24 protein-coding genes are annotated in these 24,692 nt (G+C 45.3%); 10 read left to right on the top strand and 14 right to left on the bottom strand.

All coding sequences use genetic code 11. The features are described from left to right. Positions 1 to 343: 343 nt before the first annotated feature. On the top strand, positions 344 to 1,267 hold the full coding sequence (locus P3C17_RS07070) for a Dyp-type peroxidase (protein ID WP_300928750.1): 924 nt from the start codon (positions 344 to 346) through the stop codon (positions 1,265 to 1,267). On the opposite strand, the gene argR is transcribed toward P3C17_RS07070, so the two are convergent. Continuing rightward, positions 1,250 to 1,720, bottom strand: a complete 471-nt coding sequence (argR, locus tag P3C17_RS07065; RefSeq protein ID WP_008899669.1) for a transcriptional regulator ArgR — start codon at positions 1,718 to 1,720, stop codon at positions 1,250 to 1,252. The genes P3C17_RS07070 and argR overlap by 18 nt on opposite strands. A gap of 185 nt (positions 1,721 to 1,905) precedes the next feature. Between argR and mdh the strand changes: the two genes are divergently transcribed. Beyond that, entirely contained in the window at positions 1,906 to 2,847 is a 942-nt protein-coding gene (gene mdh, locus P3C17_RS07060) for a malate dehydrogenase (RefSeq protein ID WP_300928749.1), read from the top strand. Between the two features lie 63 nt (positions 2,848 to 2,910). On the opposite strand, the gene ispB is transcribed toward mdh, so the two are convergent. Continuing rightward, entirely contained in the window at positions 2,911 to 3,882 is a 972-nt protein-coding gene (gene ispB, locus P3C17_RS07055) for an octaprenyl diphosphate synthase (protein ID WP_300928748.1), read from the bottom strand. A 207-nt stretch (positions 3,883 to 4,089) separates the two neighbouring features. Here ispB and rplU point away from each other — a divergent pair, with 207 nt between their 5' ends. The 5 genes from rplU to P3C17_RS07030 all read left to right on the top strand — a co-directional run bounded on the left by rplU (position 4,090) and on the right by P3C17_RS07030 (position 6,977). After that, on the top strand, positions 4,090 to 4,398 hold the full coding sequence (gene rplU, locus P3C17_RS07050; RefSeq protein WP_008899666.1) for a 50S ribosomal protein L21: 309 nt from the start codon (positions 4,090 to 4,092) through the stop codon (positions 4,396 to 4,398). An 18-nt stretch (positions 4,399 to 4,416) separates the two neighbouring features. Further along, a complete protein-coding gene (rpmA, locus tag P3C17_RS07045; RefSeq protein WP_008899665.1) occupies positions 4,417 to 4,674 on the top strand; it encodes a 50S ribosomal protein L27 in 258 nt (85 codons plus the stop codon). A gap of 191 nt (positions 4,675 to 4,865) precedes the next feature. Continuing rightward, positions 4,866 to 6,026: an Obg family GTPase CgtA gene (gene cgtA, locus P3C17_RS07040; protein WP_233078769.1), complete on the top strand. Its 1,161-nt coding sequence runs from the start codon at positions 4,866 to 4,868 to the stop codon at positions 6,024 to 6,026. A 7-nt stretch (positions 6,027 to 6,033) separates the two neighbouring features. Continuing rightward, positions 6,034 to 6,522 carry a type 3 dihydrofolate reductase gene (gene folA / locus P3C17_RS07035; protein WP_300928747.1) on the top strand — a complete coding sequence of 163 codons (489 nt, stop codon included), beginning with the start codon at positions 6,034 to 6,036 and terminating at the stop codon, positions 6,520 to 6,522. Positions 6,523 to 6,599: 77 nt separating this feature from the next. Beyond that, complete coding sequence (locus P3C17_RS07030; protein WP_300928746.1) at positions 6,600 to 6,977, top strand: DUF3718 domain-containing protein; 378 nt, start codon at positions 6,600 to 6,602, stop codon at positions 6,975 to 6,977. A 66-nt stretch (positions 6,978 to 7,043) separates the two neighbouring features. Here P3C17_RS07030 and P3C17_RS07025 read toward each other — a convergent pair whose 3' ends face one another. From P3C17_RS07025 to lptD, 7 genes are all read right to left on the bottom strand, one after another. Next, positions 7,044 to 9,056 carry a methyl-accepting chemotaxis protein gene (locus P3C17_RS07025; protein ID WP_233078772.1) on the bottom strand — a complete coding sequence of 671 codons (2,013 nt, stop codon included), beginning with the start codon at positions 9,054 to 9,056 and terminating at the stop codon, positions 7,044 to 7,046. A gap of 109 nt (positions 9,057 to 9,165) precedes the next feature. Continuing rightward, on the bottom strand, positions 9,166 to 9,963 hold the full coding sequence (locus tag P3C17_RS07020; RefSeq protein WP_300928745.1) for a symmetrical bis(5'-nucleosyl)-tetraphosphatase: 798 nt from the start codon (positions 9,961 to 9,963) through the stop codon (positions 9,166 to 9,168). A gap of 4 nt (positions 9,964 to 9,967) precedes the next feature. Then, positions 9,968 to 10,345, bottom strand: coding sequence for a Co2+/Mg2+ efflux protein ApaG (gene apaG / locus P3C17_RS07015; RefSeq protein WP_300928744.1), 378 nt, complete (start codon positions 10,343 to 10,345; stop codon positions 9,968 to 9,970). After that, positions 10,342 to 11,157, bottom strand: coding sequence for a 16S rRNA (adenine(1518)-N(6)/adenine(1519)-N(6))-dimethyltransferase RsmA (gene rsmA, locus P3C17_RS07010; RefSeq protein ID WP_300928743.1), 816 nt, complete (start codon positions 11,155 to 11,157; stop codon positions 10,342 to 10,344). Before rsmA ends, apaG begins: the two co-directional genes overlap by 4 nt. Then, complete coding sequence (pdxA, locus tag P3C17_RS07005; protein ID WP_300928742.1) at positions 11,147 to 12,145, bottom strand: 4-hydroxythreonine-4-phosphate dehydrogenase PdxA; 999 nt, start codon at positions 12,143 to 12,145, stop codon at positions 11,147 to 11,149. Before pdxA ends, rsmA begins: the two co-directional genes overlap by 11 nt. Beyond that, complete coding sequence (gene surA / locus P3C17_RS07000; RefSeq protein WP_300928741.1) at positions 12,142 to 13,434, bottom strand: peptidylprolyl isomerase SurA; 1,293 nt, start codon at positions 13,432 to 13,434, stop codon at positions 12,142 to 12,144. The genes pdxA and surA overlap by 4 nt, the downstream gene beginning before the upstream one ends. 11 nt (positions 13,435 to 13,445) lie before the next feature. Beyond that, positions 13,446 to 15,719 (bottom strand): LPS assembly protein LptD, encoded by a 2,274-nt coding sequence (gene lptD / locus P3C17_RS06995; protein ID WP_300928740.1) that lies wholly within the window; start codon positions 15,717 to 15,719, stop codon positions 13,446 to 13,448. 142 nt (positions 15,720 to 15,861) lie between these two features. On the opposite strand from lptD, the gene P3C17_RS06990 reads away from it, so the two are divergent. From P3C17_RS06990 to djlA, 3 genes are read left to right on the top strand one after another with little or no spacing between them, the layout of a single operon-like run. After that, complete coding sequence (locus P3C17_RS06990; RefSeq protein ID WP_300928739.1) at positions 15,862 to 16,851, top strand: phosphotransferase; 990 nt, start codon at positions 15,862 to 15,864, stop codon at positions 16,849 to 16,851. A gap of 1 nt (position 16,852) precedes the next feature. After that, positions 16,853 to 17,536 carry an N-acetylmuramate alpha-1-phosphate uridylyltransferase MurU gene (murU, locus tag P3C17_RS06985; protein WP_300928738.1) on the top strand — a complete coding sequence of 228 codons (684 nt, stop codon included), beginning with the start codon at positions 16,853 to 16,855 and terminating at the stop codon, positions 17,534 to 17,536. After that, positions 17,526 to 18,326 carry a co-chaperone DjlA gene (gene djlA / locus P3C17_RS06980; protein ID WP_300928737.1) on the top strand — a complete coding sequence of 267 codons (801 nt, stop codon included), beginning with the start codon at positions 17,526 to 17,528 and terminating at the stop codon, positions 18,324 to 18,326. Before murU ends, djlA begins: the two co-directional genes overlap by 11 nt. Here djlA and P3C17_RS06975 read toward each other — a convergent pair. The 5 genes from P3C17_RS06975 to rapA all read right to left on the bottom strand — a co-directional run bounded on the left by P3C17_RS06975 (position 18,323) and on the right by rapA (position 24,481). Further along, complete coding sequence (locus P3C17_RS06975; RefSeq protein WP_300928736.1) at positions 18,323 to 18,667, bottom strand: DMT family protein; 345 nt, start codon at positions 18,665 to 18,667, stop codon at positions 18,323 to 18,325. The two genes, djlA and P3C17_RS06975, sit on opposite strands and share 4 nt — an antisense overlap. An 80-nt stretch (positions 18,668 to 18,747) precedes the next feature. Next, entirely contained in the window at positions 18,748 to 19,512 is a 765-nt protein-coding gene (locus P3C17_RS06970; protein WP_300928735.1) for a DUF3530 family protein, read from the bottom strand. Positions 19,513 to 19,653: 141 nt separating this feature from the next. Beyond that, positions 19,654 to 20,715, bottom strand: a complete 1,062-nt coding sequence (locus tag P3C17_RS06965; RefSeq protein WP_300928734.1) for an OmpA family protein — start codon at positions 20,713 to 20,715, stop codon at positions 19,654 to 19,656. A gap of 185 nt (positions 20,716 to 20,900) precedes the next feature. After that, complete coding sequence (locus tag P3C17_RS06960; RefSeq protein ID WP_300928733.1) at positions 20,901 to 21,554, bottom strand: pseudouridine synthase; 654 nt, start codon at positions 21,552 to 21,554, stop codon at positions 20,901 to 20,903. Positions 21,555 to 21,565: 11 nt separating this feature from the next. Beyond that, positions 21,566 to 24,481 carry an RNA polymerase-associated protein RapA gene (gene rapA, locus P3C17_RS06955; RefSeq protein ID WP_346015653.1) on the bottom strand — a complete coding sequence of 972 codons (2,916 nt, stop codon included), beginning with the start codon at positions 24,479 to 24,481 and terminating at the stop codon, positions 21,566 to 21,568. Between the last annotated feature and the right edge of the window lie 211 nt (positions 24,482 to 24,692).

Here is a 24,692-nt window from a genome sequence, read left to right as displayed (position 1 = left end):
TTGTAGCTTGTCCTGCTAAACATCTTGTTTAGCCGTCACATCCAGCGACGAAGTAATTATCGTACATTTATCACTGGAACAGGACCTTGTTTGTTAAATACTTGTAGTGAAACATTATTGTAATCTGTACTTTTTTAGAGGTATTTCATTATTAATCATATATTTAGATATTTGTTATTGGAGTGTTGCCTGCAATAAAAACTACATTGGCTTACTGATTTGTGAGATATATCTCACAAAAATACAGGGCAATTGTCTGCCAGTGCCGGCCACGAGTGAAAACTACTGACCAATACCTGCCAAATTGGTATGATCGCGCTCCCTTGATTCTAGTGAGATGGATATGGCCCGGGAACAATCAGGCATTTGTGCCGAAGCAAACTTGCATTGTTGTTATGTGCTGCTGAATGCCCTGGATGGTCATGAGCATTACGTACGAATGCAGTTAGCTAAAGTACCTATGTTGGTTGAGCGCTTATCGGATCAATTTTCTGAGGCAATGCTGAATGTGGTTGTGGCGATAGGACAAAACTACTGGCTTCATTTATATCCAGAGCAACAACCAGAACCTTGGCCGGATTTTGTGGACAATCTTGCAGGCTTACCTGTAGTGGCACCGGATTTGCTGATCCAAATTCGTGCCGACCGTTTTGATGTCATTCATATTGCTACCCAGCAAATTTACCATTTGCTGCAGCAGCATGTGGACTTGTACGAGCAAGTGCATGCATTTCGTTATCTGGATGGCCGCAGTCTGACCGGGTTTCATGACGCTCCAGATAATCCCAAAGGCAAACAACGGCGTTTGTGTGCGCTGATAAGCAATGAACCTAAAAGCCATATGAGTGCTGGCAGCTATGTGTATATGTTGCGCTATCAATATGACTTACAGCGCTGGCAACAATTAACGATGCCACAACAGGAAGCTGTAATGGGACGAAACAAGTTGGATGGTCAGTTGCTGCCTTCAGCCCAACGTCAGGCAAATTCTCATGCTGATAAAACGGCATTAGAGAATGAGTCCGGGCGTAAACAGATCTTATGGCAAAATATGCCGGTGGCTGATATTCGCTCGCAAGGTATGATTGCTGTAGGTTTTTCTGCGAACGCTGTAGATATACCGCTCTGGTTAGTGAATCGCTTAGGCTTAGGCACTGACAATGCAGATTTGCTGTTGGACTATTGTCAGATTGAAGCGGGGGCTGCTTTTTTTGCCCCCTCTATCAATTTTCTGGAAGAACAAGCCGGTTCAGACCTTTTCAAATAGCTCAGTCACCTTATTCAAGGTGAAGTTGATATTTTTAACACTGGTAGGTGCGATAAAAATGGTGTCATCACCAGCTATGGTGCCCAACACGCCTTCGGCTTTACCAACAGAATCCAATAAACGGGCTATTAGCTGAGCAGCGCCGGGGCTGGTGCGGATAATAATCATCACATCGTTATGTTCTATATCCAGCACTAATTGGCGTAACGGGCTTTTGGTGGTGGGCACACCCAATTCAGGCGGCAAACAATACACCATCTCCTGCTTTGCATTACGGGTGCGTACTGCGCCGTATTTGCTTAACATACGGGACACTTTTGATTGGCTGATGTTGTCAAAGCCTTCCGCTTTCAGCGCGTCCACGATATCGCTTTGTGAGCCAAAACGCTCTTCTTTTAGCAAGGATTTAAAGGCCTGGATCAGTGCTTCTTGTTTCGATTGTTTAGTCATCATTTTTGTTTAAACTTTTTGTTTTTTCGGCCGTCTTGACCGAACTTGGACTAATACTCTGGTTCAGCAAGTAAATTACACCAAAATCGGATAAAATGCTTAGACTTTAGGCGTAAGTGATTTGTATTTTGTGCCACATTTCAGTATTGTTGGCGCGTTTCTTTTGAACCGTAAATTGGGAGAATAGCATGAAAGTTGCCGTATTAGGTGCTGCTGGTGGTATAGGTCAGGCGCTGTCTTTATTATTGAAGTTAAACTTACCTGCCGGTACTGATTTAGCTTTGTACGATTTAGCGCCAGTGACACCAGGTGTTGCTGTAGATTTAAGTCATATCCCTACAGCGGTGAAGATTACAGGTTTTGGTAAAGAAGACCTGGATAAAGCGCTGATTGGTGCAGATATCGTCATGATCCCAGCTGGTATGCCACGCAAACCAGGTATGGACCGCTCTGATTTATTTAACATTAACGCTGGTGTAGTGAAAACTTTGGCTGAAGCCATTGTTGTGAACTGCCCTAAAGCTTTAGTGGGTGTGATCACTAACCCTGTGAATACTACTGTAGCTATTGCTGCTGAAGTGTTCAAAAAAGCAGGCATTTATGATCCTAAGCGTTTATTTGGTGTCACTACACTGGACGTGATCCGTGCTGAGACTTTTGTTGCTGAATTAAAAGGCAAAAACCCGGCTGAATTGATTGTTCCTGTCATTGGCGGCCACAGCGGTACTACTATTCTGCCTCTGTTGTCTCAAATCAAAGATGTCACCTTCACAGATGAAGAAGTCTCTTCTTTAACTTACCGTATCCAGAACGCTGGTACTGAAGTAGTTGAAGCTAAAGCCGGTGGCGGATCTGCAACTCTGTCTATGGGTCAGGCTGCTGCACGTTTCTGTGTGTCTTTAGTCAAAGGCTTACAGGGCGAAAAAGTCTCTGAATACGCTTATGTTGAAGGTCAGGGTGAACATGCCCGTTTCTTCGCACAACCTATCGTATTAGGTAAAAACGGTGTTGAAGCACTGTTACCTATCGGCGAGTTAAGTGCATACGAGCAAAAAGCCATGAACGACATGTTAGGTACGTTAAAAGCTGACATCACGTTAGGCGAAGAGTTTGTTGCTAACGCAAACTAAGGTTCTTTGACCTGTAAAAAAGCCAGCATCAGCTGGCTTTTTTCTTTTAAAATGAACTCGTTTTTAGTGATTCCGTTGCACTGCGATATCGGCTAACGTCAATAAAGCATCTTTGTAACCAGATTCTGGTAAGAAAGCGATAGCCTGACGGGCTTTTTCTGCTTCTTGTTCAGCCATTTCTCTGGTGTAAGCAAAGGCCTTAGTTTGCTCCAGAATCGCCATGATACGGTCCAGATGCTGCATACCGTTGGCATGTTCAATCGCATCTTTCAGCAGTTGCTGATCATCACCACTGGTATGACGCAGCGCATAAATTAACGGTAGGGTAGGTTTACCTTCTGCTAAATCGTCACCGATGTTTTTACCTAGCTCATCCGCATCCGCCTGATAATCCAGTACATCGTCAATGAGCTGGAAAGCTGTGCCCAAGTGCATACCATAGAGTTTCATGGCATTCACTACCGATTCAGGCTGATTTGCCAGAATAGCTGCAAGCTGGGTAGCGGCTTCAAATAATTTGGCAGTTTTGCAGTAAATCACCTGCATATAGTTTTGTTCGGAGGTTTCCGGGTCGTTGACGTTCATCAACTGCAACACTTCGCCTTCCGCTATGATATTGGTGGCATCGGCCAGGATTTGCATAATCTGCATTTTATCCAGCGACACCATCAACTGAAACGCTCGTGTATAAAGGAAGTCTCCGACTAACACACTGGCTTGATTACCAAATACAGCATTGGCCGTCTCTTTCCCACGACGTAGCATGGATTCATCCACGACGTCATCGTGCAGCAAAGTGGCGGTGTGAATGAATTCCACTATAGTGGCGAGAGTAATGTGTTGTTGGCCTTCATAACCCAGCGCACGCGCAGCTAATACAGCCAACAATGGGCGCAAGCGTTTGCCGCCACTATTGACTATATAGATGCCAAGCTGATTAATCAGCGCCACCTCAGAACTAAGCTGAGAGAATATATGTTGGTTCACGGCCGTCATGTCGTTAAGACTGAGCTGGCGGATCTCTTCGAGCGTCATCTGGTAAAACAACTGCTTAGGTATAGAATGTGGCTGATTCTACACCATTGCAGCTGATCAGCTAAAGCAAAACCCGATCCTTTTTGTTGCTCACTGATCTTTTTAATAATTCTGCTTGCGAGGGTAGGGGAAATTGCGTACAATTCGCGCCCTGTGATTATAATTAACACGCCCTTAAAAGTCGGCGTGATTTGTACGGAGTTAACTATGTACGCGGTTTTCCAAAGTGGTGGTAAACAGCACCGTGTAACGGAAGGGCAAACCCTTCGTCTAGAAAAACTAGACTTAGAAACCGGCGCAACTATTGAATTTTCAGCTCTGATGATCGCTAATGGCGAAGACATCAAGATCGGTACTCCTTTAGTTGAAGGCAGTAAAGTAACAGCGGAAGTGGTCAACCATGGCCGTGGCGATAAAGTTAAAATCGTCAAATTCCGTCGTCGTAAGCACTACCGTAAACAAGCTGGTCACCGCCAGTGGTTTACAGAAGTGAAAATTACCGGCATCAGCGCGTAATCGAAGGAGTAACTACTCATGGCAAGTAAAAAAGGTGTAGGTAGCACTCGTAACGGTCGCGATTCAGAAGCGAAACGCTTAGGTGTGAAACGTTTTGGTGGTGAGTCAGTGTTAGCTGGCAACATCATCGTTCGTCAACGTGGTACTAAATTCCACGCTGGTAGTAATGTTGGTATCGGTAAAGACCACACATTATTCGCCTTAACTGACGGTAAAGTGCAATTCGAAACGAAAGGCGAGCACAATCGCAAGTTCGTAAGCATCGTTAGCGAATAACGACGCATTGATTCGAAAAGCCCCGCCTAGTGCGGGGCTTTTTTATTAAGAATCGATCAAAGCCTGATATTTCAGCGTACTGAATATCAGTTTTGTTGCTTTCAATTCATCAGACCCTAGCCAGGCATTCATGCCAGGGCAGAATTGATAGTATAATGAGCCCATAGTTTTTTAAGATCAGGATAGTCCAGATGAAATTCGTAGATGAAGCAGAAATTCGGGTTGAAGCCGGCGATGGCGGCAACGGTATTGTCAGTTTCCGTCGCGAAAAGTTTGTCGCCAAAGGTGGCCCAAATGGTGGTGACGGTGGTGATGGTGGCGATGTTTATTTAATGGCTGACACCAACCTGAATACTTTGGTGGACTATCAGTTTGAAAAGTATCACCAGGCAGAACGTGGTCAGAATGGTATGAGTACCAACTGTACCGGTAAACGTGGTGATGACATGATTTTACGTGTGCCTGTTGGTACACGTGCCGTGGATATAGATACCGCAGAAGTTATTGGCGATTTGACCAAAAATGGTCAGAAGCTGATGATTGCTAAAGGCGGCTGGCATGGTTTGGGCAACGCCCGTTTTACCAGCAGCACCAACAGAGCGCCGCGTAAGAAAACCAATGGTACGCCAGGTGAAGTGCGTAATATCCGCTTAGAATTGCTGTTATTGGCTGATGTGGGTTTGTTAGGCTTGCCTAATGCCGGTAAGTCGACACTCATTCGTGCAGTGTCTTCAGCCAAGCCAAAAGTAGCTGATTATCCTTTTACCACACTGGTTCCTAACCTGGGTGTAGTGCGGGTTGAAAGTCACCGCTCTTTTGTTATTGCCGATATTCCAGGCCTGATTGAAGGTGCTGCAGAAGGTGCAGGTTTAGGTATTCAGTTCTTAAAACACTTAGAACGTTGCCGCTTATTATTGCACGTTGTTGATGTGCTGCCTGCCGATGGTTCTGATCCAGCTGAAAATGCTGTGACTATTTTAAAAGAATTAGATAAATACAGCGACAAGTTAGCCAACAAACCACGTTGGTTAGTCTTCAATAAACTGGATTTAGTGTTGGAAGACGAACTGGAAGAGGTGATTGAGCGTGTCACTAAAGCCATCAACTGGGAAGGCGAGGTGCATAGAATCGCTGCTGCCAGCCGCACTAACACTGAACGTTTAGCTGCAGATATCCTGAATTATATTGAATTGCTGCCTGTTGAAAAGCCAAGAGAGCAGATTGAAGACGCCGTAAACTTCAAATGGGATGATTATCATCAGGACGTATTGGCTGTAGCGGACGACCTGGACGATGAAGATGATGATTTCGATGAAGACGATTATGACGTTGAAGTAATTTACAAGCGCTGAGGTGACTATGCGGATTGCAATGATAGCGGCTATGGCCAATAACAGAGTAATTGGCAAAGACAACCAGATGCCCTGGCATTTACCGGCTGATCTGAAGCACTTTAAAAAAGTGACTTTAGGCAAGCCGGTGATTATGGGTCGCAAAACTTATCAATCTATTGGTAAGGCCCTGCCCGGACGACGTAATATAGTGATTAGTCGTCAGAGTGACGCACTCAGCGCTGATGCTGACTGGGTGCAAAGCATTGAGCAGGCATTGGCTTTAGTACAACACGAAGCTGAAGTCATGGTCATAGGCGGTGCAGAGATTTACCGTCAGGTGCTGCCTTTAGCTGACACTCTATATATTACGGATATAGATTTGACGGTAGAAGGCGATGCCTTTTTCCCGGATTATCTGGCTGAAGCAAGCTGGAATCAGTCTGCCCTAGAGCAACATGCTCCCGATCCTAAAAACCCCTATTTTTATCAGTTCCGCACCCTGAACAGAGAATGAACAAGTCTTCATTGCACCTGTTGTCACATGTTGTTACTATGGATTTGTCTGTTTTTTGACTGCTTCAGGAGTAATGTATGAAATTGTTGCCAGCAGTGTTCTGTGGTGTAGTGGTGGCAGGTGCAGTATTAGTGTCCCCAGTGGTGCATGCTGACGACCAGTTAGCGGCTTCGATGTGTGACTATGTCAAGGCTGACGATAAGAATAGATTACGGAAAGTATTAAGTGATTACCGTCTGCGTCTTCGTAACATCTATGATGGTGTGACGTGCAACGGTGACAGCTTAGTCCGGTTTGCGATAAAAAGTAATGCAGCGGATGTGGGCGAGTTTATTGTTAAGCAGTTACCTGCTGCTCAAGTTGCAGCGTCAGGTGATATTGCCTGGGCAGAAGGCAACGGCTTTGCGGCCTCTCCTTTGTTGGCAGTATTAAAAGAGCGTGCGGGTGGCGGTTAGTCATCATCATTGTAAGCATAAAAAAATCCGCCATCTGGCGGATTTTTTTATGTGGTTGTAACCAACTCAGACCTTGAACTGGTCTACAGATTGACGTAATTCTTCGGCTAAACGAGCCACTTCATGGCTGGACTGAGAGGTTTGTTCAGCGCCTGAAGCTGTTTGTTCCGCGATAGTTACAATAGATTCTAACAAATGACTGATTTCGTTAGAGACCTGATTCTGCTCTTTGGCAGCATGAGAGATCTGTTCGCTCATATCATGAGCTAAGTGAACCGCGTTCGTGATAGATTCCAACGCCTGAGCGGCAACTTCAGTTTGAGTTACACAGTTTTCAGCCTGCTTTTTACCTTTGTTCATGGCTTCTACCGCAGCATGAGCACCGGTTTGCAGCACCTGAATCATCGCCTGAATTTCCTGAGTCGAAGCTTGAGTTTTACTGGCCAGCGAGCGAACTTCATCTGCGACTACCGCAAAACCACGACCTTGCTCACCTGCACGTGCTGCTTCGATAGCAGCGTTTAATGCCAGCAAGTTGGTTTGTTCTGCGATGCCACGAATAACATCAAGAATGCTGCCGATTGACGCACTGTCTTTATGCAATTTGTTGATAACAGTGGAGGCTTGGTCTACTTCTTTAGACAACTGCAGTATGGTCTGCTTGTTATTTTCAGAAATAACCTTAACTCGTTCAGCTTCGCTATCCGCGTTCTTGATTTCGGCCAACGCATCATTTGAGCTTTGCATTACGCCTTGTGAGGTGCTGCTCATCTCTGTAGTGGCTGTTGCTGCTTGAGTCACCTGTGACTTCTGCTCACGAATGGCAGTAGTTGTTTCTACTGTAATGGCAGATGTCTGTTCTGAAGCTGCAGCAAGCTGCGTAGAACGCGAAATAATGCCCTGGATCAACTGACGTAAGTTGGTAATAACCTGGTTGCAGTTACGCGCCAGATCACCAAATTCGTCTTGAGCTTTATCATCCAGGCGTTTGGTTAAGTCACCTGAAGCCACTACACCTAAAATTTCGTTTACTTTAGACAACGGCACTGTGATGCTGCGTACTGTTACCATAGCAATACCCACGGCCAAACCAATAGAAATCAATACAACCAGGAAGATAGTAGTTATAGCCCCAGACACATCAGACTGGGCTTCTGCCTGAATTTCACCTGCTACAGTACGAGCTCTGGATAACAGACGATTTAACCCATCTAAAGCTGTTTTATTGTGACCTTCAGCCTGAGTCAATAATTTTTGAGCTTCAGCTGAGGCTGCCAGCATTTGTGCTTTTAAGCTCAGGATACCTTCATCACCGGCAAGTAATTCATTGATCGCAGTAATTTTTTCCTCTAAATCAGCGACCATATCAACAGCAGAACCAGCTTCAGTTCTAATGGTGTTCATCTGCTGGTTAACGCCAGCTAAGCGAGACGTGACTTCATTAGAAATAGTATCTGCTGTGGTTGCTGAGGTGGTACGAGTTAAATCCACTACTACGCTGACCAGGGTGTTTAAACCAGTCTCGAGTTCCGTGCCTGCTTTGCTTGCTTCAGGAAAGCGGCGGGTCACGTCTCTGATGTCACTGAAATCCAGCAGTAAAGAAGCTGAATCATCGGAGTTCAATTCAACATCAGATAACTGAGAGGCAATTTGATCTCGTAAACTCAGGCTTTTACTTAGTTCAGCGAAAAGCTTTTTACTGATAGGAGTAAAGTCAGTGTAAGCGGCTGAAACTTCTTTAAAGGAGTTCGCCAGTGTTTCTTCTTCTGAAACTACTGTTTGTAATGCTTTAGCTGCTGTATCGTATAAAACCTGTTCTGCACCGAATTGAGTTTCTAAATCTTTTACTTGCTTTACTTCAGTGGCATAAAAAGCCTGCAAACTGATTTTGCTCATTTTGACAAATTCACTTTGCAGCACTGCACTGTTTTCAAGTGCCGGGATAGAGATTTCATTTACTTGCGTGGTTGAGGCATTGATACTATTCAAGCTCATGTACGAGGTAATACCGATCACCAGCAGTAGTAGTGAAATAACACCAAAACCACCAATAATCCGAAGTGCTACCGTTAACTTCATAACCTTACTCCCAGTATCCAGGCTAAAAGGGCATCATTGGCCCTGTCACCACACAATAAACAATTCAAAATAGAACATTTTGAAACAACGTCGCATTATAGCGTTATTTTTAGTCAGAAACACTATAACGCTGTGCTGTCTCAATACAATAGGCTGTTAAAGAATTTCCCCAAACAGCACCTGTATCCAGCGCATTAATTCCCTCAACAGGGCTATATCCCATTAAGGAAGCCCAATGACCAAAAAAGATCTGTGGGTGTGGTTTGTGTTTCCAGAAGTCATACCACGGGATGAGCGTACTTACTTTTTCCGGGTGGCGCTTTTCTTTGAGTTCAAGTGCACCATTTGAAAGACAAAAACGCATTCTGGTGCAACTGTTAATAGCGAAACGCCAACGATCTTCATTAGTTTTCGCCTCAGCCCAAAGGGCTGGGGTATTGCCATACATGACTGCAAGTAGAGTTTCGGGGGATTCTCTTAATATTTGACTGACTTGCGCTGCTGTATCCAACGCTGTCTGTAAGTCCCAGTTCGGCGCTAAACCTGCGTGGACCAGCAACAGGTCGCGCTCTGGTTCAAAATACATCAGAGGTTGTTGCTGTAACCAATGGATTAGTTCCGACAGATCAGGGGCATGAAGTAACTCATCCAACTGGTCCTGAGGATCTACTGCGGCGAAGCCATAAACACTGGCCAAAAAATGTAAATCATGATTGCCCAGCACTACTTTAGCTTTATTTCCTAAAGAGCGGACAAAACGCAAGGTAGCTAATGAATCAGGACCACGTGCAACCAGATCGCCACAAAACCACAATTCATCCACCTGTGGATCAAACTGGATTTTAATCAACAGCGATTGCAACTGTTGAAAGCAGCCCTGAACATCTCCGATCACGTAGCCTGACATGACATCAATTCAGAATATTGGGCAGAGCTAAACGAAACAAGGGAATGGCGGCTTTAAAACATAACTGGCTTTGGCTGGTCATTTCATAATGACCTTGCATAGTGCCTACCGGTGTTTCCAATACTGCACCACTGGTATAGCTGTAACTTGAGCCCGGTGCCAGTTGAGGTTGTTCACCTACCACTCCTTCACCATGCACTTCAGTTTCTTTGCCATTCGCATCAGTGATAAGCCAATAACGCCGAAGTAACTGCACTGTTTCAGTACTATGGTTTTTTATGGTAATGGTGTAAGCAAAAACATATCTGTTTAGTGCAGGGTCAGATTGAGCTGCCACATAAAATGTCTCTACTGAGACAGGAATTTCAAAACTCAGACTCATAATTGTTGTTGCTCGTGCTGATGCAGCCAACGGGCGATGCCAATAAATTGCTCCACGCTTAATTGTTCAGGGCGCAAGGTTGGATCTATTCCCATTTCGATAATTTGCTCCGCTGTTGCAAAGTTGCTAAAGCAGTTACGCAAGGTTTTACGGCGCTGGTTAAAGGCTTCCAGGCAGACCCTGTTTAATACAGCAACAGGCACATCCTGACGTTCTGAACTGGGTTTTGGGATCAGCCGCACTACGGCCGAATGCACTTTAGGAGCTGGTTTGAAAGCTCCAGGTCCCACTTCTACCACTGGCATCGCATGACAAAAAAACTGGGTCATGACAGATAAGCGGCCATAAGTTTTGGAACCATGGCCTGCTGTCATACGCTCAACTACTTCTTTTTGCAGCATAAAATGCATGTTTTCAATATCGTCTGCATAGTCGAACAGATGAAACAACAGTGGGGTAGAGATGTTATAAGGCAAATTACCGAATACTTTTAACTTTTTACCCGGTTGTACTAACTGGCGAAAATCAAATTTCATCGCATCAGCCTGATGGATAGTCAGCTTATCTGCCAGCACAGGATGCTCCTGTAAGCGCTGGGCCAGATCTCTGTCCAGTTCAATCACAGTTAAATGCCCGGATTTCTCGGTCACAGGCTCTGTGATCGCTCCTAAACCTGGGCCAATCTCAACTAATACATCTGTTGGCTTTGGATTGATCGCTTTAACAATACGTTCAATGACGACCGGGTCGTGTAAGAAGTTCTGACCAAAACGTTTTCGTGCTGTGTGTCCCAGGTGTACTTTATCTGTCATGTGATAACTTGGCTCTTTGCGCTAAATAAATGGCTTGTTCCAGGGCGTGGAATAAACTTCCGGGGTCGGCTTTTCCTGTGCCGGCTAAATCCAGCGCAGTACCATGGTCGACTGATGTTCTGATTAAAGGTAAACCAAGGCTGATATTCACCGAACGTCCAAAGCCTTTATGTTTCAGCACAGGCAAGCCTTGGTCGTGGTACATGGCTAAAACGGCATCGGCATGGTCCAGATATTTAGCCTGAAACAGCGTATCTGCCGGCAAAGGACCCACCAGATTCATGCCTTGTGAACGTAATTCTTCTAAAGCGGGGCTGATAATATCTATTTCTTCACGACCTAGATGCCCGTCTTCTCCAGCATGTGGATTTAATCCACAGACGTAAATTACAGGGGATTCAATAGCGAATTTGTGCTGTAAATCATGATGGAGCACAGAGATCACTTTGTGTAAGCGTTCTTTGGTGATGGCTTTGGCCACATAAGCCAGAGGGATATGAGTCGTCGCCAGCGCAACCCTCAGACCTTCGGTGGCCAGCATCATCACTACATAAGGCGTATTCGACAGATGCGCAAAATATTCGGTATGGCCACTAAACGGAATACCTGCTTTATTGATAATGCCTTTATGGACTGGACCCGTAACTATGGCGTCAAATTCGCCAGACATGGATTTTTCGCCCACATACTTTAAGGTCTCTACCACATAACGACCATTCGCTTCATTGAGCTGGCCTGGTGCTACAGCGGCTTCTAAAGGGAAGTCGACATAAGTCAGAGTACCAGCCTGTTGTGGTTGTGCAACTTGAGTCGGGTCGTAAGGTAAAAGCTGAAGCGGCAGGTTTAATACTGCCGCTCTTTGTTGTAACACTTCGGCGTTGGCACAAACTACAAGCTGCACGGGCCAGTCTTTTTGCGCCAACATCACCACCAGATCGGGGCCTATACCAGCCGGTTCACCAGGGGTGATTGCAATCCTTAATGTCATTCAGTCTCCGCCAGCACTTCTATAAAGGCCTGATCACGCAACTCACGCAGGAAGTTGGCTTGCTCCTCGTTGAATCGGCGATTGAACAACATGCGGTACACTTGATCCTGTTTTCTTTCTGCGGTCATGTCAACAACACGTTTCTCTAATAACTGTACAACGTGCCAGCCATGTTCAGTACGGAAAGGTTCGCTAACTTCCTGTAATTGCATATTGTTTAAGGTATCGCGGAAGGCCGGTACATACATAGAAGGATCAGCCCAACCTAAATCACCACCTTTGAGTTTAGAGCCCGGGTCTTCAGAATTGGCACTGGCAAATTCGGCAAAATCAGCTTTGCCAGCTTTAAAGTCAGCAACAAATTGCTTCAAGGTGTCACGGGCTTTTTCTTCACTCATAATAATGGATGGTTTGATCAGTACATGACGTGATTTAACTTCATTCATTTCAGCAACGTTGGCACCACGAATATCAAAAATAGTCAGAATATGAAAACCGGCACCTGAACGTAACGGACCAATCACATCGGTTTTCTTTTTGCCACGAATAGCATCAGAGAACAAAGTTGGCATTTCGTTAATATTCATCCAACCCATATCACCGCCATCCAGCGCTGTGCTGTCAGATGAAGAAGCAATGGCAATCTTTTTGAAATCACTGCCTTCACGCAACAATTTCATCACTTTGTCGGCGCGATCTTTTGCATCATTGATCTCTTCGGTGCTGCCCTGATTTGGAATTGCAATCAGAATATGGCCTACATTGTATTGCTCGTTGGAGGCGCCTTGTTCTTCCATCACTTTCATCAGGCTGTCTATTTCCTGCGGGCTGATGTAGATACGACGTTGCACATTAGCGCGTAACACTTCACCTGCGGTGATTTCCTCACGGAAGCGTTCACGAAATTGCTGATAGTCGCCTTCTTCTTCCACTATACGTTGCCGAAATTGTTCCATCGTCAGGTTTTCGCCGCGAGCAACGTTTTCCAACGCCTGGTCCAATTGTGGATCGGTGATTTGCAGACCCATACGGGTCGCCATTTGCATTTGTAGACTATTGCTGATTAAACGTTCCAGAGCCTGAGTACGTAAAGCCCGATCAGAAGGTAAGGTCTGGCCCTGGCTTTGCGCATTACGCTTTACCTTATTGACCATATCAGTCACTTCAGTATCCAAAACGACACCGTTGTTAACTATAGCTGCAATACCGTCGATCTTCTGTTCTGCCGCCTGGCTCGAGAAGGCCAGAAATGCGGCCACAGAGCCGGCAATCAAAAGTTGTAACTTCATAGGTTCCTACATTAATTATTTAGTAAATATGGGCGTCTATAACCAAAAATTCCATTCGATAACATGTCGCTGACAGAGAAGCCAGCACCCTCACCAAAACCTTTTAATACAAACTGTACGGCTATACCGTTATCAAAAGTCGGAGGTTGGGACAAATCATTCAGTGCCAATTCAAGGTTGGTATTGATTTGGCGCTTAGCAACCACACGAATTGCCCAGCAACAAGATTCATATTGCAAACCGAGGTTAGCTTCTATCATATGATGCTTGTTGATGTCACGATAATAACTGGCAATCAGTTTCCATTTATCGTCAATAGGTGTGGTGCCTAAAAAGCCTATCTGTGCAATTTCGTAGTCTGAGACCTCGCGACTGTAGCGGTGGTTCAACTGAAACAGACTTTTATCATCTGCTATGTAATCCAAAGTCACGTTGCTTTTCACCATACGCTCATTGCTTGAATCATACTGCAATGCGGTATTTAAGTACCAGCCTTTGCTCCAATTCCACAACAGCTCAGAGGCCAGCACCGAATCGGCAGGTTGTTTGGCGTCGGGCACTATGTTGTCTATGGGCTGCGGATCATTCAGGAATACAATCTGACCCAAGCTAAAGCGGAATAATTCGGTATCCTGTGAGTCATACAGACGAGTTGTCCAGCCCAGAGTGAATTGATTGGTATCGGCAATTCGGTCAAGACCCGAATATCTGTTTTCACGAAATAAACCATAATAATCGTCTTGCAAAGGCGCAGTGTCATACAGGCCAATCATCGACTGGTCGCGATAGGGAATATACAGGTATTGTATTTGTGGTTCAAAAGTTTGTAATGAATCGGTATTTTCCCAGCTCAACTCTCTTTCCATATTCAGTTTGGCGTTGATCTGGACTTTGGGTACTGTTCTGTTGGTGTCTTTCTGAATGAATAAACTATCTTGATCAGTATTTTGTTGATAGCGGGTGTGCAGCAAGCTGGTTTGGGCCACTAACTCGAAGGCTGGCGTGATTAAAGGCCATCGAATGCTGGGTTCAAGATGTAAACGGTCTGCGCTGGTGATCAGAGCGCTGTCATTGCGAAAATGAGCGTACTGGCTGTGCCAGTTAAATTCAAAACCAGCAGCTAAATCCGTTGGTGCGGCAGAGCTTAGATCAATTTGTGGCAAAGCTGCATAAGAGGGCGAATAATTTCCGAGGATCTCAAAGCCTTGCAGACGGATTTCTGAGTTCAGATAATCCCCGAAATAATTCAGGCTGGCTTGCCGGTAAAGTTGAGTGTCACTTTGGTTATTGTAGTCCGATCCGAGTTCAGACAAGTAAGCGTCGTCGCTGACATCAGTAAAGTCGACACTGGCGCGCCACCGGTCTGATAAATCGCCACTATGGCTGAAGTGGGTTAAATAGCGACTGCCAAAACCTGCTGGCTTGTCGTTGTCATCAGGTAAAATTTCCAGTTGCAACTGGCCACTATGATCTTCTGTCAGATAACGGAATTCGGTGTTCAACTGAGCACCTCGTTTACTCATAAAACGCGGGCTGATAGTGGCATCATAGTTATCAGCCAGATTCAGGTAGTAAGGTGTTTCAAGATCCAGCCCTAATTTCTGTGAGCTGCCAATTTTAGGAAACAATAAGCCACTTTTGCGTTTATCACTGACAGGGAAAGTCATGTAAGGCAGATAAAATACAGGTACATCCTGAATTTTAATGACCGAATGCCAGGCTTCACCCCAGCCATCATCGGCGTTAATATTAATTTTATCTGCATGCAGGGCCCAACTACTGTCGTTGTCTGGACAGGTCGTAAAACTGGCTTCGGATAAATTAATTTGCTTTTTATCAGCACTCATCTCTTTGGCATAACCGCGGCCAGACTGGCTAATCAACTTATAATCCGCTTCACCTAATATAGCTCTGTCTTCTTTGAGATGAGCCGTGAAATGACTGCTGCTGACTTTTAAATCCGGGCTGTAGTATTCAATGCCGCCGCTGGCAAACAAGGTCTGGCTTTTTTGGCTGACCTGGGCATTTGCGGCGTTTAGCATAGTGTCGCGGTAGATGATTTCTATATTGCCATCAAATAATGCCGTTTGATCTTGCATCATTCGGATGCGGTCAGACAATATTTGTAATCGGTTATCTTTTGCTGACAGCTGGCTCAACTTTGCCGGGATATCCACAGCACCATAACATTGCTGGATAGGTTGAGGTGTTTGCTCTTCGGCATGGGCAAGATAAGGAATACCAAGCGCCATGATAATAAGGCGATAGATCAAAGAATGAGTCATGCAACCTACTTAGTACACTATGTGAAACAGGTGAAAAGGACCAGAACACCGGGTCAGCTATAATAAATCAATTTTCCGGATCCTGCTAATCCGTTATAGTGCTGGCTTTGACCAGATGACGGGGGATGAAGTGCCAGCTCGAATGCAGTTAATTCAAAGTTTTTTGACGGCGTGTTTTCCTGGTGAAGTTATTCACCTTGATCCTATTACCGGGGACGCCAGCTTCAGGCGCTATTTTCGCTTTTCTGTCGCTCAAACCAGCTACATTCTGATGGATGCACCAACGCCAACAGAGGATTGTGGTCGTTTTGTTGCGACCCAGCAGGCATTTGCGCAGGCAGGTTTAAAGGTTCCCCGGATCATTGCACAGGATATTGAGCAGGGCTTATTGCTGCTGAGCGATTTAGGCGACACCTTGTTGTTGTCCAGATTGACGCATGACACTGCTGCTACTTTTTATCGTCAGGCATTGGCACAACTAACTCAGGTCCGGACTATCAGCGCGACAAGCGCAGGATCTTTGCCAGTATTTGATCAGGACTTTTTATTGCGTGAAATGCAGATCTTTATTGATTGGTTTTTGTTGCAGCACTTGCAGCTCACTGTAACTGAACAAGAACAAAGCATGTTGCAGCGGCATTTTCTGTTGCTTGCAGCATCAGCACTACAGCAACCTCAGGCAGGTATGCATCGTGACTATCATGCCCGAAATTTGATGTTGCAGCAGGACGGTTGTCTGGCTGTGATTGATTTTCAGGATGTGGTGACTGGCCCTGTAACCTATGATGCCGTGTCCTTACTGAAGGATTGTTACGTCAAGTGGCCTGCTGAGCTGGTTCAATCTTTAAGTAATGAGTTTTACAGCAACCTCAAAGCAAAGGCTGAGTTGCCTGTTGAAGTTAGTGCTGAGCAGTTCCAGCTTTGGTTTGATTGGATGGGATTGCAGCGGCATATTAAAGTCTGCGGTATTTTCTGCCGCTTGTACCATCGTGATGGAAAATCGGGTTATTTGGCTGATTTACCTCGTGTCTTTGAGTATGTGCTTGAGGTCACTCAGTTGTACCCACAGTTGCAGGAGCTGGATCTGTGGCTGAACAATAAAGTCAAACCTGCACTGGAGGCTATGGCCTGAGATGAAAGCAATGATACTGGCTGCAGGTCGTGGTGAACGGATGCGACCTTTAACTGATCTGTTACCAAAACCACTGTTACCTGTGGCTGGCAAAGCATTGATCCACTACCATCTGGAAGCGCTCCGTGACGCCGCAGTGCAGGAAATAGTGATTAACCATGCCTGGTTGGGGCATTTGTTGCCACAGCATTTAGGTAGTGGTCAGCAGTTCGGGGTGAAGATCCGCTATTCGGATGAAGGTGCCGAAGGACTTGAAACGGCTGGCGGTATCAAAAAAGCCTTGCCCCTGTTGGGGAATGAACCTTTTATGGTGATCAATGGCGATGTATTCAGCGATTATCCTTATCAGCAACTAATGGATAAGCTGGCTCCTGATAGTTTGGCTCATCTGGTATTGGTGCCTAATCCACAACAGCATCCCCACGGCGATTTCGGTATCAGTGCAACAGGTTTGGCTTTGGCTGAAGCAGAGCAGTGTTTTACCTTTAGTGGCATTGCTGTGTACCGCCCTGAGTTTTTCAGTGCTGTGCCTGAGGGCAAGCAAAAATTGGCACCTTATTTACGCCAGGCGATGGCGCAACATCAAGTGACGGCAGAGCTTTATCAGGGGGTATGGCACGACATTGGTACTGTGCAGCGACTGACTGAATTGTCGGAGCAACTGGAGTCTGAACATGTGGGGTAAAATTCTTGGTGCTTTATTTGGCATGGCTCTGCTGAAGATCCCTGGTTTATTTCTTGGTTTATTGATTGGGCACTGGTTCGATAAATCCTATGGCGGAGCATTCGCCAGTCGTGGCGGTTTTAATGGTTTTTCCCGCGATACATCTGAAGCTCAGGGTATTTTCCGTTACAACACTTTTGCAGTGATGGGCCATATAGCTAAATCTAATGGGGTAGTCACTAAGTCCCATATTCAGCAAGCCACTGTTTTTATGGACCAATTAGGTTTAACAGCAGCGCAGAAACAAGAAGCTCAGGCGGCTTTTCGCCATGGTAAACAGGCTGACTTCGCTCTGTTAGAGCAGTTGGCTGAATTTAAATCTGCGTACAGATCCAGGCCTGATTTATTGCTGATGTTTTTGGAAATTCAAATCAGTACTGCTTATGTTGATTTACATCTAAGCAGCGCGGAGCAGAGAATATTGACACAGGTTGCTTCTGCGCTGGGGATCAGTGGCACTCAACTGGAGCAGATGTTGAGTCGTTACGAAGCTGAAGCACGTTTTGCTAAAAGCAATGGCAGCGGAGCTGTTGACGCAGGACATCGTTTGACAGATGCCTATAAGATTTTAGGCATCAGCGCAGACAGTTCTGAAGCACAGCTAAAAAAGGCTTACAAAAAGCTGATGGCGCAACATCATCCTGACAAGCTGATGTCACAAGGTTTGCCACCGGAGCTTATGGATGTTGCCAAACAAAAAACTCAGGATATTCAGGCCGCTTACGAGTTAATTCGTAAGCAACGGGCTTAATCGCGGAAAAACATAAAATAGACTGCGCCCAGCAGACACAAGCCTGCATAAACATAATTCCATTTAAAAGGCTCTCTCATATAGAAAACAGCGAATGGAATAAAAATACTTAAAGTGATCACTTCCTGCAGAATTTTCAGCTGAGCCAGGCTGAGTACCTGGTGGCCTATTCGATTGGCAGGCACCATCAGCATATATTCAAACAATGCTATACCCCATGAAACTGCAATAGCTATATACAGAGCCGAGCTTTTAAAATGTTTGAGATGACCATACCAGGCAAAAGTCATAAAAATATTACTGGCCGTCAGTAACAAGATGGTTTGAAGCAAAGGCGACATAGGCTGGTGTCTCCGGTGAAAAAGGGTAGAGATAGCGAAGGTTCGTAGTTTAATAGATTTTTATCAGTGGAAAAATTAATTTAATAACCCTGATAGCTTAACCAGCCATAAATTTCTTTAAATACCTGCTGTTGAGTTTCAGCTTGCGCACTAAGTCCACTGATTTCCCTCTGACGATAAAGTAATTTTTGTTGTTGCCTGGCCAGTTGTTTGCGTAACAGCCATTGAGCGGCCACTTGCTGATTACCTTGTTGTTGTATCAAGTCCAGAGTGGGAACCTGTTGTTTTGCTATAGCCAGCGGCAGGCTGCGTTGTTGCTCCGCTGCAGGTAAATAAGCTTCCAATAAAATCAACGATTGCGGTTCCTGCAGTTTTTTGTCTGCATACAGCTGGCTTATTAAAGCTGCACTGCTGCCTTGAGCCACAATAATTACAGTACTGTTTTCTGCCATAGCACTTTGCATCGCTACTTCAATGCGTTGCTGTAACTGGTCTTTGTAGTTTTGTAAGGCTTGCTCATCATCCTGTAAAGGCGAGTCAGGCACTGCAATTGCCAGAGTATCCCAGCCATAGTCATTAAACTCTTTTCGCAATAAATTCAGATTTTTTGGGCTTGAGGCATGCTGGGACCAATCTGGAATAAATAACATGGTGCCTTTCACTTTTGCAGTAAAAGCAGCCCTTTTTAAAGCCAGAAAGCTTGTATCTCCAGCCAACAATTCTGTGATTTCATCTGCAGGTAGCTGCCAGGTCAGATCGGCTTTATGCCACTCCTCCATAGAGGCGGCAGCAGCAACCTGAATGTGCACGACAAACAGCAGCAAGGCAAAAATTTTCGACGACATCAGATGGTGCTCTGAAAAGCTGAACTTGAGCAGGGTATCGGCAGCCAGTGCAAAAACTTTATTGAACAGGGTGAGTTAGCCTGGTGATGACTAGATACAAACAAAAAAACCGCCTTGCGGCGGTTTTTTTAGCAGCAGAGATTAACGCTCTACTTTTTCTTTGATAGTTGCAGTTACAACAGCTTCAATGCGGCGGTTAGCAGCATGTGCAGCTTTAGTATTGCCTTCAACTTTAGGACGTGAAACACCGTAACCTTTTACTGTTACACGATTAGCACTGATGCCGTGTTCGTTTAACAATACTTTAGCTACTGCATCAGCACGACGCTCTGATAATTTCAGGTTGTATGCAGCGCCACCAACGTTAGAGGCGTGACCACCGATTTCAACATCAGTACCAGGGAAACGTTTTAAGAAAGCCGCTAAGTCAGCGATTTCTGAATTGTATTCTGGTTTGATAACAGCTGAATCGTTGTCAAACTGAGCTTTTAATGTGAAGTTCACTTCTTTTTCAGTGAAGATTGAACAACCAGTTGCATCTACTTTATCAGTAGATGGAGTGCCTGGGCACAGATCGCTTGAATCAGGAACACCGTCGTTGTCGCTGTCTGCAACTACGACAACAGGAGCTACTGGCTCTGGAGCTGGAGTAGGTTCTGCTACAACAGGAGCATCACCAAACAGCACTGACATACCTAATTTAATGTTGGCGTCTGCAAAATTGTCACTGATACCCTGGAAACGGTTCATTTCGCCGAACAGAGATACGCGATCATTTAAGTACTGACGGTAACCCACACCGATGTTGATTGCAGAAGCATTATCAACTGTTTCGATGTCCAGGCGCTTTAAACCACCCAGCAGGTACATGCCTGAACCTGGAATGGAGTACAACACATCCAGACCTACGCGCTCGCCATCGATTTTATCGTCGGTGATTAATTGCTCTAAACGTTGTTTAGCGAATTCCAGACGTAAAGCCCAGGTCTCGTCCAGGTTGTAACCTAATTCAACACCGTAGCCCCAGCCTTTGTCTGCGTAAGCCCATTCTGAACTTTCGGTTTTGTCACCGTCTGGCAGGTAGTATTCACCAAACACAGAACCGAAAGCACGGTCGCTCACTAAAGGTTTTGAACTATCTGCTAAAGCAGCTGTCGAAAGTAAAGTTGCCATAATGGCAATTGCGCTAGTACTTAGTTTCATCCATATCTCCTAAGAGGTAAATTGCGGCTGCTATTCTATTTGAGTAAAATATTTAGTCAAATCTAGCTGCTCGTTATTACGAATTTAAGTCAGATGTCCATCTGACTTCTTACCGTTGTGCTAAGTTTACCTTAAATAACTGAACCTTAGGTTAACAAAGCCATCAATTACTGCTGTTCCTCTGATTAAAACGGGCACTCAACGTCAAAATATAGCTCAGTTCCTGAGGTTGGGTGTTTTAATGTCAATGAGCCTGCATGTAACTGAAGTCGAGTCACTGAACTTTTTCCTTGCTCAGTTCCATAAAACTTATCCCCAAGTATCGGATGTCCCAGCCATAACATATGTACTCTTAACTGGTGAGAACGCCCTGTAATGGGAGTAAGTTCTACTTTCGTTTGGTGTGGAGTTCGCTCCAACACTTTAAAATAAGTTAAAGAAGGCTTACCAGATCCAAAATGCACCATTTGTTTTGGTCGGTTAGGCCAGTCACAAATTAAAGGCAAGTCAACAGCACCTGAATCGACGGACACCTGGCCTTCCAGTAAAGCAAAATAACGCTTTTTGGTCTGACGCAACTCAAACTGTTTATTTAGATCGCGCTGGCTTTGAGCATGCATTGCCATTACAACCAAACCCGAAGTCGCCATATCCAGTCGGTGTACTATACGAGCCAAAGGCCAGACCAAGCGCACTCTGTAATCCAGACTGTCTTTGTGTTCAGGCGCTTTGCCCGGCACTGTCAGTAAGCCACTGGGTTTATTCAGTATCACAATATCCTGATCCTGATACACAATATCCAGATATGGTTCTGTTGGCGGCTTGTATTCAAGTAACATTGTATTCACTTTTAGTCATGACTGACAACAACAACCCGCAACGCATCAAATTTTAACCGAGCTTTACTGATGTAATCTGTTAATTCTTGTTGCTGTTTTTGTAAATGTATAATTTCTTCCGGTCGTACGGACGGATTCAATTTCTGCAGGGCCTGCAAGCGTTCAATTTGAGCATTCAGCTGTTGTTGCATCAACTGCTGGGCTTGCTGCTGAACTTCAATTAAACGCACTGTGGCCAATTCCTGCGCTTTGCCTATTAATGGATGAATAAAGCTTTGTAAGGCTTTTACCATCTTGGCAGCAGGTTGTCGGCCTACAGGCTTTAATTGCTTATTAAACTGCTCAAAGCCAACGTTTGCAGCCAGATTTTTCCCATTCTTTTCCAACAGCAAACGAACCGGAGTCACTGGCAAATAACGACCCAGTTGCAGCTCTTTGGGCGCGCTGGCTTCAACGATAAAAATAAATTCAACAAAATAAGTACCGGCAGGCAGAGCTTTATTCGGTAACAAGGCCACAGAACTGTTGCCCATTTGCTCATTGGTTAAGATATCTAAAGTGCCTTGAACCATAGGGTGATCCCAGCTTAAAAACTGAATATCTTCCTGTGCCAAAGCAGTGGCCCGGTCAAAGGTAACGCTGACACCATCGTCGTCCAGCATAGGGTAGTGGCTGTGCAAGTGTTCTGACATAGTCAGCACCATACTGTTTTCGCCGCGGTCGTCCTGATTCACACCCAGCACATCCCATGCCCGCAACATAAACATCGGCAGACGGGTTTCATCATCTAAAGTGGCAATAGCATCGGCCAGTTCACGGGCTCTACCTCGACCTGAACTATTGATTTCAAGCAGTTTATCGCGGCCTTGCTCCAGCTTTTGCTTGAGTTGCTGGTTCAGTTCTGCACTTTTTGCGATAAGCGCCTGTACAGCATCATGATCTACTGTGTTGGCAGAAAGCAGCTCAAACAGCTCAGTAGACAGGTGTTCAAATACGGAACGCCCGGTTTGGCAGGTTTGACTGAACGCCTGTAAGCCCTGCTGATACCAGTCCAGTAGCACTTGTTGAGGATGGTTAGCAAAATAAGGGATATGGATTTGAATATCCTGCGTCTGACCTATACGGTCCAAACGACCTATTCGTTGCTCAAGCAAATCCGGGTTCAGTGGTAAATCAAATAACACCAGATGATGAGCAAACTGGAAGTTACGGCCTTCACTGCCAATTTCTGAACAAATCAGCATTTGAGCGCTGTTATCTTCCTGGGCAAAATAAGCGGCTGCCATATCCCGCTCGACAATAGTCATGCCTTCATGGAATACCGATGCGCGAATACCTTCACGAACCCGAACTGCCTCTTCCAGTGCAATAGCTGTATCAGCATGAGCACAGATCAATAAAAATTTGCTGCGTTTATGTTGTTTCAGTAAAGCAATCAGGTGGTCAACCCTTGGGTCAAACTGCCACCAACTGCTGGCTTTGCCTTCAAATTCCTGAAACACCCGCTCAGGAAATAAACTGGCTTTGGCTTTTTGCTCTAGGCTTTGTTGCTTATTAAAGGCTTGCTGCACTTTTAACGCATTTTGATATTGTTCAGGCAGTTGCAGGGCAACAGCTTGGGGCTGACGTTGTGGAAAGCCTGAAATAGCGCTGCGGCTATTGCGGAATAAAATCCGGCCTGTGCCGTGACGGTCCAGTAATTGGCTCAATAACTGCTGTTTTACCTGATTAATTTCATCATCGCTGCTGTTCGCATCTTGCAAAGTGGTTAAAGCGGCTTTGATATCGCTTTCAGCTAACAATTGACTTAGCTCTTGGGCGGAAGCTTGGCTTAATGGCGTTTGCTCCAGCACAGCGGCCGCCAAATCGGCAATCTGTTTATAGCTTTGCTCTTCTGCAATAAACGCCTGATAGTCATGGAAACGATTTGGATCTAATAAACGCAAGCGGGCAAAATGACTCTGATGACCCAGTTGATCAGGAGTGGCTGTCAGTAATATTAAACCTGCTGTGCCCTCTGCCAGTTCTTCAATACGTTGGTATTCAGTGCTGGCTGCTTCTTCGCTCCAGTGCAGATGGTGAGCTTCATCCACCACTAATAAATCCCAGTCGGCTTCGACAGCTTTTTGGTGATGGCTGCGCTTTTTAACCAGAAATTCAAGGCTGGTTAATATTAACTGTTCGGTTTCAAAGGGGTTGCCACCATCCAATGAGGATTCAATACAACGTTCATCATCAAAAATAGAAAATTTCAAGTTAAAACGGCGCAGCATTTCAACCAGCCACTGATGTTGCAGTGACTCAGGCACGACCACTAGTACACGTTTGGCTAAACCCGCCAGTACCTGCTGATGGATCACTAAACCAGCTTCAATGGTTTTACCCAAACCTACTTCGTCGGCCAGTAATACGCGTGGGGCATGACGTTTTGCGACTTCTTCAGCGATGTAAAGCTGATGCGGGATCAAGCTCATTCTGCCGCCGACTAAACCTTGCAGCGGGCTTTGTTGCTGCTGATGTAAATGTTGCCAGCTTTGGTAACGCAGAGGGAAGGTTTCAAAACGATCGACCTGACCAGCGAATAAGCGGTCTTGTGGTTGACTGAAGCTAATAAAATGATCGAGAAATAATTCACGCAGTGCGACTGTCTCATCTGTGTCGGTGCGGGTTCCATGATAAATAAAACAGTCGTTTTTACTTTCTACTTCACTGATGAAAACTGAGAAACCTTCGGCACTTTTGACTGTATCGCCCGGGTTAAACTGTACACGGGTCAGCGGCGCTTCCAAAATGGAGTACAGTCGGTTTTCACCACTGGCGGGGAACAACAAAGTCAGCATCCTGCCTTCCTGCCCAATCACAGTACCTAAACCTAAATCCGACTCACTGTCGCTGATCCAACGTTGACCCAAAGCAAATTTTATCATCTTGTCCTCACTGCAGAAAATGGCGCGCCATGGTACAGCGAAAAGCCTGAGACCGCATCAGCTGTAATGACGTATTTTTTTCCATAGATTAAAAATCGTCATCTATTGGTCATACAGGCAGTGCATTTTTGCTCTAAGCTTAGATCAAATGAATAAAAGCACTGACATCTTCCTTCCCACTGAACCAAAACATCAGGGAGCCAGTCAGAGT

Source organism: Rheinheimera sp. 1928-s (assembly GCF_029269265.1).
GTDB lineage: Bacteria > Pseudomonadota > Gammaproteobacteria > Enterobacterales > Alteromonadaceae > Pararheinheimera.
This window is presented reverse-complemented; position numbering and strand designations above follow the sequence as displayed.